At 39.6% G+C, this 13,249-nt stretch carries 14 protein-coding genes; 2 read left to right on the forward strand and 12 right to left on the reverse strand.

The genetic code is table 11. From position 1 onward, the window contains the following. Positions 1-65: 65 nt before the first annotated feature. Together AC6ER9_RS02355 and AC6ER9_RS02360 are read right to left on the reverse strand one after the other, a co-directional pair. The gene (locus tag AC6ER9_RS02355) at positions 66-245 is read right to left on the reverse strand and encodes a hypothetical protein (RefSeq protein WP_497074830.1); all 180 of its coding nucleotides are present in this window, start codon (positions 243-245) and stop codon (positions 66-68) included. Positions 246-848: 603 nt separating this feature from the next. Beyond that, positions 849-1,070: a hypothetical protein gene (locus AC6ER9_RS02360; protein WP_497074831.1), complete on the reverse strand. Its 222-nt coding sequence runs from the start codon at positions 1,068-1,070 to the stop codon at positions 849-851. 610 nt (positions 1,071-1,680) lie between these two features. On the opposite strand from AC6ER9_RS02360, the gene AC6ER9_RS02365 reads away from it, so the two are divergent. Continuing rightward, positions 1,681-2,238 (forward strand): NADPH-dependent FMN reductase, encoded by a 558-nt coding sequence (locus AC6ER9_RS02365; protein WP_497074832.1) that lies wholly within the window; start codon positions 1,681-1,683, stop codon positions 2,236-2,238. A 38-nt stretch (positions 2,239-2,276) separates the two neighbouring features. Continuing rightward, on the forward strand, positions 2,277-2,792 hold the full coding sequence (locus AC6ER9_RS02370; RefSeq protein ID WP_497074833.1) for a Rossmann-fold NAD(P)-binding domain-containing protein: 516 nt from the start codon (positions 2,277-2,279) through the stop codon (positions 2,790-2,792). Between the two features lie 2,738 nt (positions 2,793-5,530). Here the strand turns inward: AC6ER9_RS02370 and AC6ER9_RS02375 are convergent. The 10 genes from AC6ER9_RS02375 to AC6ER9_RS02420 form a co-directional block, all read right to left on the reverse strand. Then, entirely contained in the window at positions 5,531-5,677 is a 147-nt protein-coding gene (locus AC6ER9_RS02375; protein ID WP_497074834.1) for a hypothetical protein, read from the reverse strand. Positions 5,678-6,416: 739 nt separating this feature from the next. Next, entirely contained in the window at positions 6,417-6,665 is a 249-nt protein-coding gene (locus tag AC6ER9_RS02380; protein ID WP_497074835.1) for a hypothetical protein, read from the reverse strand. A gap of 265 nt (positions 6,666-6,930) precedes the next feature. After that, positions 6,931-8,079, reverse strand: coding sequence for a DUF6990 domain-containing protein (locus AC6ER9_RS02385; protein WP_497074836.1), 1,149 nt, complete (start codon positions 8,077-8,079; stop codon positions 6,931-6,933). A gap of 13 nt (positions 8,080-8,092) precedes the next feature. Beyond that, positions 8,093-8,455 (reverse strand): hypothetical protein, encoded by a 363-nt coding sequence (locus tag AC6ER9_RS02390; RefSeq protein WP_497074837.1) that lies wholly within the window; start codon positions 8,453-8,455, stop codon positions 8,093-8,095. A gap of 308 nt (positions 8,456-8,763) precedes the next feature. Continuing rightward, positions 8,764-9,129, reverse strand: a complete 366-nt coding sequence (locus tag AC6ER9_RS02395) for a hypothetical protein (RefSeq protein WP_497074838.1) — start codon at positions 9,127-9,129, stop codon at positions 8,764-8,766. 1,069 nt (positions 9,130-10,198) lie between these two features. Further along, entirely contained in the window at positions 10,199-10,366 is a 168-nt protein-coding gene (locus AC6ER9_RS02400) for a hypothetical protein (RefSeq protein ID WP_497074839.1), read from the reverse strand. Positions 10,367-10,414: 48 nt separating this feature from the next. After that, positions 10,415-10,663 (reverse strand): hypothetical protein, encoded by a 249-nt coding sequence (locus tag AC6ER9_RS02405; protein ID WP_497074840.1) that lies wholly within the window; start codon positions 10,661-10,663, stop codon positions 10,415-10,417. Positions 10,664-11,219: 556 nt separating this feature from the next. Then, complete coding sequence (locus AC6ER9_RS02410) at positions 11,220-11,786, reverse strand: hypothetical protein (protein ID WP_497074841.1); 567 nt, start codon at positions 11,784-11,786, stop codon at positions 11,220-11,222. A 58-nt stretch (positions 11,787-11,844) separates the two neighbouring features. Next, entirely contained in the window at positions 11,845-12,384 is a 540-nt protein-coding gene (locus AC6ER9_RS02415) for a hypothetical protein (RefSeq protein ID WP_497074842.1), read from the reverse strand. A gap of 9 nt (positions 12,385-12,393) precedes the next feature. Further along, positions 12,394-12,921, reverse strand: a complete 528-nt coding sequence (locus tag AC6ER9_RS02420; protein ID WP_497074843.1) for a hypothetical protein — start codon at positions 12,919-12,921, stop codon at positions 12,394-12,396. Positions 12,922-13,249 lie beyond the last annotated feature (328 nt).

Genomic DNA, 13,249 nt, shown 5'->3' on the forward strand with positions numbered 1-13,249 from the left:
ACTTTCAAAAGCATCTAGAGCCATATATTGCATGACAATTATGCCTTGCCTCACACTTTTATTTATCACGTATCTTTTATGCAATGATATCCTCCACAGATAGCCTCACCTCTAAAGACGAGCCTACACGGGCTTCCTCTGCAGTAGCCTATCCGCACCACCCACGAAACGCCCTTCCGCATCGCCACAGCTCCCCGTATCCGCCCCCTATCCACATCCCACGCCCCCTCTCCGCATTGCCACAAACAGCCATACCAGCCTTCACGATAAGCCTCACCACCACCACCACGAAAACAACCTTTTGGAAATATTCATGAAAAGATATTCTTGTTCCATTTATTCTTTCCTCAAAAATTTTCCCCTAACCCCGCTTCATAAAAGGCAAGAAAGGGATTGAGGCGCTCTAAAAAGATTTGCAATAAAAAATCTTAAAAACACACTTATTCAAACGAATGATCTTGCGCCCACCTACAGCCAACCTCACCCCGCGCTCCTATCACCCCAGCCGAATAAAGCTCGTTCTTTTTCAGCTGCTTTTTAATCAATATCCAAGCCCAACGCATCTATATATTTGAGATAAATAAGGTCTTCGTCCATAACACGCTGTATCAGTTTTTATCTTCCAGACCGAAGCAAGCCTATTCGTGTCGTTCTGTTTGAACAATCTCTGAAACTGGAATCCAGCCTAGGGAATGAAGCTCATAAAAGAAACAACCAATGTCCCCAAAAAACAATATCCAATCTGCTATCTCTTTTTCTGCTGTTTTTTAATGCAGTTTTACGACTTTCAAAAGCATCTAGAGCCATATATTGCGTGACAATTATGCCTTACCTCACACTTTTATTTATCACGTATCTTTTATGCAATGATATCCTCCACGGATAGCCTCACCCCTAAAGACGCGCCTACACGGGCTTCCTCTGCGGTAGCCTATCCGCACCACCCACGAAGCGCCCTTCCGCATCGCCACAGCTCCCCGTATCCGCCCCCTATCCACATCCCACGCCCCCTCTCCGCATTGCCACAAACAGCCATACCTGCCTTCACCGACAAGCCTCACCACCATCACGAAAACAACCTTTTGGAAATATTCATGAAAAGATATTCTTGTTCCATTTATTCTTTCCTCAAAAATTTTCCCCTAACCCCGCTTCATAAAAGGCAAGAAAGGGATTGAGGCGCTCTAAAAAGATTTGCAATAAAAAAATCTTAAAAACATGCTTATTCAGCTTAAAAAGGATCAAGGGTTATTCAAAAGAAGGCTCTTCTATTTTTCAAGATTTTTACCAATAACAGAGCACCTTTTAAGACCACTGTTCTTTTTGAACTCAAAAGTTTTTAAACTCTAAAGTTTCAGCCTTCACGACAAGCCCTCAAACACCCTATCCACCACCACCACAAAAAAACATCCCTACAAGCCTTTTAACGCATAACCCAGCGCGCCCTATAGCCAACCCTCAGAAACCCTTCCAAGTTTTAGGTATTGTTTTATCAACAATCTTGTTAGTATCCATTGATTCTATGATCCCGTGGATACAATCCACCATGGCGATTATTGTAGCAGAGCGTATTGATAAGCGTCATTCATTATGACTGAATGACTGATAATCCTTCTATAAATTTTGCGTATCTTTCTTAAGTCTTGCGTGAAATTTATCGAAAACAAAAGGAGAATTCTGTTGAATATAGCGATTATTTTGGGGTCTGTGCGTCAACCTTCCTTCACAAGAACGCTAGCCCGTTATTTAGCCGATTGCCTTGCAAAGCGAGGGGCATCACTCCATTGGATTGATTTGCGTGAACACCCCTTGCCGATAGCAGATCCAGATTATCATCATCAAGTTGAGAATCATCCAAGCACAGCAGTCCGTCAATTTATAAAAACCATTGCAGCAGCAGATGGCATTATTCTTGCAAGTCCCCTTTATCAAGGCTCATATTCGGGGGTTTTAAAAAATGCTCTTGATCATTTAGCCTCTAATGCCTTTTTCCACAAACCAGTGGGTCTCATTTCTCATGGGAGTAGCATCAAAAAATGCACACAACCGTGCCAACATTTACTTTTAGTGGTGCAAACGCTTTATGGTTATGCACTCCAATGTCAAATCGCTTCTTCCAATGAAGATTTTGCCTTCAATAATGAAGGAAATACTTGGCAAGTGATCAGTAAAGAGGTACAAACACGTTGTGAACGGCTTTCTGATGAAATGTGCACATTTTTAAAGCAACACGTTTAAAGTAAAGAGGTAGGATTTAACACAAAGGGGCGGGGAGCATGAGACAACATAACGCACGCTATCGTTATTTAATCTTAGGGGGAACGGGGATGCTTGCTCCTTTGTGTCAATCACTAAAGCCCCAAGAAGCTATTATTGCAACACGCTTTCTTTCGCAAAAAGTCCAGCTTGAAGCACGCCAAAAAAAACAGTTGTGCGTATTATTGGATTATGATTGTACAGCTTCACGGAGCAAATTTTTAGCAGCCATGAAACAATGGCGTGATCTAAAATATTGCATATTATGGCTTCATTCATCCGCTCATGCATTTTCTTGCGCATTAATTGAACAATTGGCTCTTTTGCCTAAACCACCGTGTGTTCTTCATGTTTTTGGTTCCAACACACATGATCAAATGATTACTGAGTGTGCACGCAAAAATAAGATTGATTTCATCCCCATTCATTTAGAACAAAAAACAACATCAAAAGGTGCACACTGTCTGCCCCATAAGAAAATAAGCCAACAGATCCTAGACATCATAAAAAATCATATGAAAGAACAAAACTTATAACCAATCCCTTCTTTTGCTTTTTCTTTCTCCCCTTACCGAGACCTCATCCTCCTTACCTCTCAGCGCCCCCACAATTTCCTCACACCTCATCCTCCCTACACGGCTTTCCCATCACTCAACTCCCCACACGATTTTTCAACGTATTTACAGCTCTTTTCTAAACGCTCTTTATCTTTCATCCACGAACTCCTCTCTCAAATATGCAGTCTCCATTCACCTCTACACCTCTATTCACCCTCTTTATCCCCCTTCTCACACCCGTCATGTTCTAAGCCCATCGCCTTTACAGTTCCATGCTTTTAAGATTATCATTATTTACAGAAAACTGTAAAAAAATTGATAACCAACCCAAACCTATTGATTAGCATCTGTCTTCCCCTGTTTCCCCCACCATTTCAGTCTTTACGCACTTTACAGTTCAATCTTTGATGCCCCTTATACTGCTCTCTTCTCTCGACCATTCTCCTCACAACCATCATGCTCCACACCCCTCATCATTACAGTTCTATGTTTTTACGATTGCGCTTATTTAAAGAAAACTGTAGAGAAGTGATAACCAACTAACGCCTGTTAATAGGCATTAATACCTTTCAAACAAAAATACCCATGAAATAAAAAAACACCGTAGTGCACCATCCCCCTATGCATGCCTTAACGTCGTGAAACAACGGTATGATCTAAAATGATGCCTTCTATGACGTGGAAATCCTAACCGCGCTTTTTCTAACGCTGCGTTTAATTGCCGCATGACATTATGATAAAAAAACCTTTGATAAAAGAGGTATACAGCACCGTATATGCCCTTAATCTTCTTTATCTTTTCAACACCTTTCCCCCCCTCTTCTCCCATTCTCCACACACGACTTTTCTATCACTCACTTCTCCCACACTATTCCAGCATATTGCTCTTTCCCCAAATGCTCTTTATCGTTTCACTCGCAAACCTCTAGCCTATTTCTTAAATATCCTATCTCCATTCTATCTCTACACCTCTATTTACCCTCTTTATCCCCCTTCTCACACCGACCATGTTCTTACACACCTCCACGCCTTTGCTTTTACAGTTCAACGTTTTTACGATTACGCTTATTTGAAGAAAATAATTAGAGCGCTGAGAACCAACCTCATTGAAGCCATTGATTAGCAAAAGCTCCCTTTAAACAAATACCAACGTCATAGGAAAATCTTCCATTCATTGATATGAAAAGATACCCCTCTTCAAATCATGCTATTGCCAAAACAATCCCCAATGGTAATTTTGAGAAAAAATAAAGACAATCCCTTTAAAAATCAAACCTTTCAATAAATAAAGAACAAACGCCTCCCCACACTTCCAATCTCTGCCCCCATTCTCCATACACGACTTTTTCATCACTCACTTCTTCCACACTATTCCAGCATATTGCTCTTTCCCCAAATGCTCTTTATCGTTTCACTCGCAAATCTCTAGCCTATCTCTCAAATATGCGGTCTTCATTCACCTCTACACCTCTATTCACCTTCTTTACTCTCTTCTCCTTACAACCGTCATGTTCTAAGCCCATCGCTTTTACAGTTCCATGCTTTTAAGATTATCATTATTTACAGAAATCTATAAAAAAACTGATAACCAACCCAAGCTGGTTAATGGGCATCTGTCTTCAAACAAAGGAAGACGTCATTTGTGATAGGAAAAAAGGAACCCCCTATGCATGCCTTAACGTCGTGAAACAACGGTATGACCTAAAATGATACCTTCTATGACGTGGAAATCCTAACCACTCTTTTTCTAACGCGGTGTTTCATTGCCATATGATATTATGATAAAAAAACCTTTGATAAAAGAGGTATACAGCACCGTATATGTCCTGCATCTTCTTTATCTTTTCAACACCTTTTCCCCTCTTCTCCCATTCTCCACACACGACTTTTCTATCACTCACTTCTTCCACACTATTCCAGCATATTACGCTTTCCCCAAATGCTCTTTATCGTTTCACTCGCAAGCCTCTAGCCTATTTCTTAAATATCCTATCTCCATTCTATCTCTACACCTCTATTTACCCTCTTTATCCCCCTTCTCACACCGACCATGTTCTTACACACCTCCACGCCTTTGCTTTTAAAGTTCAACGTTTTTACGATTACGCTTATTTAAAGAAAATAATTAGAGCGCTGAGAACCAACCCAAGCTGGTTAATGGGCATCTGTCTTCCCCAGTTTCCCCCACCATTTCAGTCTTTACGCACTTTACAGTTCAATCTTTGATGCCCCTTATACTGCTCTCTTCTCTCGACCATTCTCCTCACAACCATCATGCTCCTCGCCTTTACAGTTTCACATTTTTACGATTATGCTTATTTACAGAAAACTGTAGAGAAGTGATAACCAACTAACGCCTGTTAATAGGCATTAATACCTTTCAAACAAAAATACCCATGAAATAAAAAAACACCGTAGTGCACCATCCCCCTATGCATGCCTTAACGTCGTGAAACAACGGTATGATCTAAAATGATGCCTTCTATGACGTGGAAATCCTAACCGCACTTTTTCTAACACTACGTCTCATCGCCGCAGACCTAATAATGGGATCGTCATGCTCCACACCCCTCATCATTACAGTTCTACGTTTTTACGATTGCGCTTATTTGCAGAAAACTGTAGAGAAATGATAACCAGCCTATTGGTCTCATCCCCTTCAAACAAAGGCAGACGTCATTTGTGATAGGAAAAACAATAGCCCCCTATTGCATGCCTTAAAGCCATGAAACAACGGTATGATTTAAAACAATGCCTTCACGACGTGGGAATCCTAACCGCGCTTTTTCTAACGCTGCGTTTAATTGCCGCGTGACCTTATAATAGGAGATCAAACGCTTGATAAAAGAAATATACAGTGCCACAATGGGGATTATTAAGAAAAAATCCAAAAGCCCTCTGAACAAAAGCCATCAAAACGATCGTAGAAGCTGCCGCTATTTCATCATGCATTTTCTCCCCTTCCTTTTATCAATCCCCTTCCTGTTATCAATCAATTGATTGGAGTACTTCAGGTACTTTTTCCAATTGCTGAATCTTCTTTTTCAACCGAGATGTTAAAATTTCACGAAGGATCACAATAACAGGAACCGTTGCCAAAAGACATGCCGATAAAACAACAAAAGAAAAAAGAAAATATTCATAGAGATAAATTTCTTCTCATCGATTGCAACACTCACACCTTTATAGAAAGTCATATAGACTTTAAAAATCATAAGGACGCAAGAGAGGCATGAAAGAATGAGCGAGAAGCATGCATGAATGACATAATCTTTAGTGGAAAAAAGAGCCATTTTTTAAACGCCATCTTTTAAACGCTATTTTTAAAATGAATGAGAACTTATGTCTGTGTTCAGGGGTAAGTTTTTCTGCACGCCCTCTTTGAGGCTTTTTGTAGAAAAATAAAAACGCTGCGGCTGTTCTTTTATCAAACGTCTTTGTTTTTTCACTTTGAAAATAAGCCTCAAACGCTTGATTAAACAATAATAAGGCGTCACAATAACCCTATTGACAAAAAGAGCAAAAACCGTCACAGCCTCGAGAAAAAACAGCCAAACGACAGAAAAAAGGGGTATAACCTCACGTTTCATGGCGATCATCGCATCAACTGATTTGTGACAGCTTTGTTTCTTCTTCCCGTTTTTCCTGTGTTTTTTTCAATTTACGTTCTTTGAAACTACGCAGCCCCCAAAGGATCGGAAGCGGAGTTAAAAGACAAAACCAAATCAACACCGGTAAGAGGAAAATAAGGGAACCCATTCCCTCCCATCTGGCCCATTGTTCTGGCTCTATCAGAGACTTTGCACCCGCAGGAACTTCTAGAGCTACCATGATAAGGCCCGCATAAAACATTGTGTATCTCCCCCTGAAAAAAAACCTGCAAAACCCCGCGCAAAATATTGTGCAAAACATGATAAACAAGCAGCGCCCGATCATTTTGCACTGTTCTCCCCCTTTACAGCTTACCCCTGAAGATACCGTAATTTTTTTGCATGAAAAGAAAGACTCTTCAAATATTACGTTTTTCTGCTGCATTGATCCCCTCTGCTTTTTTTATTTTTATGCGTTCTTTTACGCTTTAAGCTTTTGTTAAAGTTATCTAAACTTTTTACTTTTTTCAATAGTTTATTTCATCAATTCCAATTTTTACATCCATATATCTTACCTCCCCATCCTTAATGTAAAGAATATGGGGACGAGCGGTTTTTCCATCAACCTCACAAATCGTGTCCTTTTCGTAAACCGTATAGCCCTGTTGCCTTAATTCTTCTCTTTTTTCCTCGATCAAATTCTCGTAAACAAACCGCCTTCTATTGCACAAATCGGGATCTGTGGCTTTGAAATAATCATAGCTCTCCACCTCTAAAAAATAGGTTTTTGCTGTCTGTTTCAGCAAATCGTAACTGGGTTGCTTTGCCTTTTCTACCGCCTTAGCAATGGCTATCGCGTGTTCCAGATGCTCTTTTTTAATGCTTGTCTCAAAGCCTAACCGCTCACCTTCTATAAAGCTTTTGTGATAAGAATCTAAAGTTTCAACATCCCCCAACAAGGCTAAAGCCGCAAGATAACGCAGCGAATAAGGTGTTAACTGCGGGACCGAAATTTTGTTTTCCCAAGGAAGTGTGCTGTATTGAGAACGGAGTATGTTGCCAAGATCAACCTCACTCATTGCCTTGTCTAAGGCTTTCTCAAGCGCAGAGCGTAAACGCGAGGCACTCACCTTTTCTTCAAAAATTTCCAATCCCTTCACCTCAAAACTCAACTCAAGAGCAATCAAACCTCCAGAGTTATAAGGGTCTATCGTTTGGCAAGCCGCCGCATGAATACCAGAGCCCACCGCAATTGCACAATCAAATTGCGGATAGCCCTTTTCAGCATTATAAAGAAACTGCACTTCACGGTCTGGTAAAAAGAAGGTGGCCAAATGATCCCCTTTTCTCGTCATTTCCACCCTTCCCCCCAAACTTTTTAACAGTGCCGTTGCGCTTTCCATGGTGAGAATTTCCTCATCCACAACTTGAGAAAAATCTTTGGTTTCTTTTTCCGCAGATGATGCTTTCATCATCGGCGCTTCCCCACTGGATGGATCAAGGCTGCTCGGTTGTTTACGCACGCGCTTTAATTCTTTGATCACTTGGCAATACAGTTTCACCCGCTTGAAAGCAGAATAATACAAAGCCCAAATAAACATCATGACCACAGCAGAAAGCATTGTAAAAAACGTCAAGCCCACACCCCATGAAAATATGACAAGGATATCTTTCATTTTCCCCTTCCCCTTAGCGCTTGTTTTGTTGATAAGGAGCCGCTATCGGCTGCCCCATTTCTTGCTCTAACTGCTCGATCTTTTTTTTCAACAAATGCGTAAAAATAATACGGACCACAAAAGCAATAGGGATCAAGATAAAAGTTAAATCTAATATAAGCAGCATGAAAAAGAAGAGAAAAGCCATGACACCCGCTTCCCCTTCTGTCAGCTTCCACCCCAGCAACGCCGGTACAAAAAGACCTGTTCTCACAGCAGCAAGAGTCAAAGTAATGCAAAAGATAACTTTATAATTTTTGCGTGTTAGAAACGCTTCTTCCAAAGAAAAAGACCGTATTTGCCTATCCAATGGTGCATTTTTTCCATTACCCCGCATTTTTACCCCTCATTTGTTTAAAATTTTAAAGCTATTTTCGTGGAATAAAAGCTTTTATCCGCACAATCAATGTTTGTTTTAAATCAACATCTCACGATCAAACGCTTTTAGACCAAGTGCTTTTAGATTCATTTATTTTCAACCAAGCGCTTTTAAACCAATTGCCTTGTCTTTGTCCCCGCTTTTATGGAAGAGAGTATCTTTTCCCTTCACATCAAACAGCACCCCCATAACAACACCCCGATAACGCATAAAAAGATATAAAACCCCGTATATTCATATTTCCCTCTCCTTTACGCACTTTTTATTCATAAGGTATTTTTTCTCCGCTTACCCATTGCTTGCTCCAACTGCTCGATCTTTTTTTTCAACAAATGCGTAAAAATAACACGGACCACAAAGGCAATAGGGATCAAAATAAAAAGAAGCACAGATATAAGACCCAATATCAATGTGACAATGAAGAGGCTATAATTCCACCACCCCGTCAAATCCCACTCAAATAACACAACAAGTGTCATTTTAAAAACCTCAAGAATAAAGGCAAGGCAGAAGATGACTTTATAATTTTTACGTGTCAGAAACGCTTCTTCCAAAGAAAAAGTCCGTGGTTTCCACGCCGCTATTGAATGTTTCCCCCTCTCTGATATTGAACTCCCCCCATTGTGCCTCATTTTTTATCCCTCATTTATCTAAAGTTTTAAAGCCATTTTTATGAAATAAAAACTTTTGTCCCGCACAATCAATGCTTGTTTTATACCCATTCCGCATGATCAAGTGCGTTTTAAATCACTTTCTTTTAAATCACTTCCTTTTAGATCAGGCGCTTATCTTACCCCATCTTTTATGGGAGAGAACATCTTTTCCCTTAACGTCACAGATTATATCTTCTCTCCACATCATATATCTCTCTTGATATATCGCACTTTTTTCATGCTTGCTTTTGTCTCCTCACCCCATTTTTATAAAAGACCTTTTGTCTTACATATGTGTCAATCTCTGGCTCTCAAGTTCTAAGTGCTTTTTATTCCCTCGGTGATAAGCTTTTTTCATAAGCTGCTTTCAAAAAGAAAAATAAACCGATTGAAAAAAAATCGGCACTGGATCGTTTTATCTTTATGACGGTTTAAGCCCTCACCAAAGCGCGGTCAAAATACATTCAATGCTTTTTTTAAACCCACTTACCTTCTCGTCAAAGCTTTTATCATCAGAACGCTTTAACATCCCTCCTCCATGTAAAAGCCCATAAGATAACGCAGCCCATAAAAAGAAAACAAAGAGATCACAATATCCTTTTGCCAAGAGAATATCCGCTCTTACAAGAAAGTATCTCCCTCTCACAAGCCAAGCCTATTGCGAAGATCAACATTTTCTCTCACCGTTAACATCTCCCTACTTAAAACCTGCGAGGGCTTTGCCTTTCCTGCAAAAGTTTTTATCCCTTTTGCCTTTAAATCCCCCTTTTGCCTTAAAACTAAATTATAGAGCAAGAGATGCCCTAAAATGAGAACCGTCTATCGCCTGTCAGGCGACAGCATAGATAAGACCACCACAATTCTATTGATCAAGTCGCACACAATCTTTTTTATCTTTTTTAACGATGAGCTGCAAGATTGTATTGCGTTCATTCAGCACGCATTTCAGCTCTTTTTTTCACGCAGAAATAGACCAGCATCCGCTAAAAAAGTAATAGCGACTGCACCATTTTTTTCAATTAACAAAACACAATAAAAAGCCACCCTCTTACCTTGCCCCCATATCCATTGATGCAACCACAGCAACTTTTCTTAAAAACATTCTGCTTAGATAAAAACATAAAAACACACCAGCCCCCATATGCCCTTCATGAATATACCAAAGGCCATCCATTTCACTGCTCTCTTGCGCACAAGTCAAAGCCCACTTTTTCACTTTTCTCTTTCATTTTCATGAATAAGAATGAGTGGGGATTTTTTCTGCTCAATTTCTTCTTCCAATTGTCGGATTATTTTCTTCAATTGACGATTTACAATAAAAAGCACCGTCAAAAAGCCACCCTCTTACCTTGCCCCCATACCCATTGATGCAACCACAGCAACTTTTCTTAAAAACATTCTGCTTAGATAAAAGCATAAAAACACACCAGCCCCCATGTGCCCCCTGCATAAACATATCAAAGACCCCCATTTCACTGCTCTCTTGCGCACAAGTCAAAGCCCACTTTTTCACTTTTCTCTCTCATTTTCATGCGTAAGAATGAGTGGGGATTTTTTCTGCTCAATTTCTTCTTCCAATTGTCGGATCATTTTCTTCAATTGACGATTTACAATAAAAAGCAGAATAAAAACAATTTGTTAAGAATAAAAAAGCACAGGCAAGAATCCAAACCAGTGGCTCTAATACAGCCGCAGAAAAAAGTCTTTCCTTCTCCATACCTTAACGATAATCGTTATAATCGTCGGCAATGTCACCATGACAGTTGAAAGATAGAATATTCTTTTATAGTCGGCCCAAGTAAGCAAAAACCCAAGTAAGCGAAAGCTTTTTTATCTCAAAAAGCGAATGGGATTTTTTCATTTTTGGGTAATCTGTTTTAAGGCGCTATCGCGTTCATGCAGCACACATTTCAGCTCTTTTTTCACGCGACAATAGAGCCTTGCACGCTTGATAAACAGATAATAAATGGTAAAAATTGGCACCCATATTAAAACATTTAAAAACGTAAAAAACAGAAAAGAAAAGGCTATCAATGTTATCAGACTACTGGTCATTTAATCCCCTCCTGCTATTGTTCATTTTGCGCATTTTTCATACGGATTACCTGATCGCGCTGTTCTATCGCTTCATCTAATTGTTGAAGCATTTTCTTTAATTTTCGCGTTAATTTTATGCCCATTATGGCAATGATCGGAAAAATAAGAAAAATCCCTAGCCATATAAGGCTATAAATAATGCTCATCCTTGAAAACGGCGTTATAACGCTGATCACATGATATTTCCACCATACCAATTTTGCGATAGAAAAAGCAAATTGTAGAAGAGAAATAAGAATAAAGATACAAAGGATTATCTTACATTCTTTTGGATAAAGAGGCAGAGATTCTTTGAAATTAAGCAAGCGTATCTTGGCATCCAAGGTTTCACGCACAAGATTTTGTCTTTTCATTTCTTCCGGATCATTACGCAATTGTTGTATGGTACCCTTTTGTTGCGTTGTACTCTTTTTCAATTCTTGCGCAAGCTTAAAGGACAAGCCCATATGCTTGACCAACAGGTAAGGAAGCCTGATCATGACCATCAACATTAAAATGACAATAATGATGCCCCCTAAAACAGCCAAATATTCTATCATAACGCTCTCTTTGTCCCCTAATCATTTGGATATGAAATCATCATTTTTATTCTTCTTCTCAAACCAATGTTTCTAATCTCTTGACTGTTTTTTTCACGCCATAATGAAGGAAACTATGGAGAATTAAAATGACCGGTAAAGTGAAGACACTAAAAAGCAAAATAAGCGCAAACGGCAGCCCACCAATAGCAAGAAAAGCCAATGCACCATTCTGTGGAACCGTGGTATATTTTGTAAGAAGAGATAACAACAGCGCACCACATGCGAAAAGAGCAATCACAATGAAAGTTATCCAAGAGATTATTTTATACTCTTTTCTTGAGAGGAACAAAGATTCTTTAAAAGAAAGGGCATTAAACTGTGTTGCAAGAACGATATTGGCCCCCCTGTTCTCTGCCTGATAATGGCGCAAATTCTGCGTTGCACTTTTTTTGAGTTTTCGCCGCATCTTCCATAACAAGATTGTCCGTTTTATCAAAGAAAAATAAAGTGCCAAAATAACCTTCACGGTAGAAAAGAGCACCATGACCCATGCGGCATAAATAAAGAGACCTATCCCGAAGGAGATCAATAATAAAATTATTAAAAAATTGCTCACTTTTCCCCCCTATCGTATTTTGTCAAGAGATTGCTTGCCGGAGTGTTGTTTCTCTGAAACTGTTTCCCATTGCAGCATCATTTCCTTTACATCCCGTTTCAATATGGCGTAAAAGAAAGAAAAGAGTGGAAAGAGCACCAAAAGCCCCCCTAAAATGACCTGCGGTAAAAAACAGAAAAAAGCCCAAACACTGTTCCACCCAACATTACGAAGAAATTCGATCGCAGGATTGTTTTGAAAGGACCGCATAAGACTTTCTTGCATCAGCTCTTCAAAACTTTGTTGCTTCATTGCTTGCAGCTGTTCTTTGGATATAAAGTAAAAAGAATCCCAAACCTTCATATAGACAGTCGCCGCAACAATCACCAACAAAAGGATAGCCAAGCCACAAATGATGACATAATCTTTTGTTGAAAAAAACATTCCTTTTTTGAAAGCGGACAATTGATCCAACATTGACTGTGAGATAGTAGGCTGTGAAATAAAAGCCTTATTTCCCTCATGGGCAGATTGGCTTTGTGCTTTATCTTTGATCATATGAATACCCCCACTTAATTAAAACGCCCGTAAAATACCCGCTTGTCATATTTGATAACACGCAAACCAGCGCGACGAAATCGCTTAGCATTCTTTTCACCATGAAGCAAGCGCTAATAATCCCTTGAAATATTTTCTTAAATTCTTAAACACGTTCAAAACCCTTTCACGCTGACAAGCGACAAGGTGCCCCTTTTCCCCTCAAGGTCGATGACACGAACCTCAAGGAACTGGAGACTTTTTACATCATCCATAACAGCTTAAGAGTTTTCAAATAAAAAACATCTCATGCATACAATAAAATCATGCATAAAATTGTACCGGTCCA

The organism is Bartonella sp. SL317 (genome assembly GCF_059687655.1).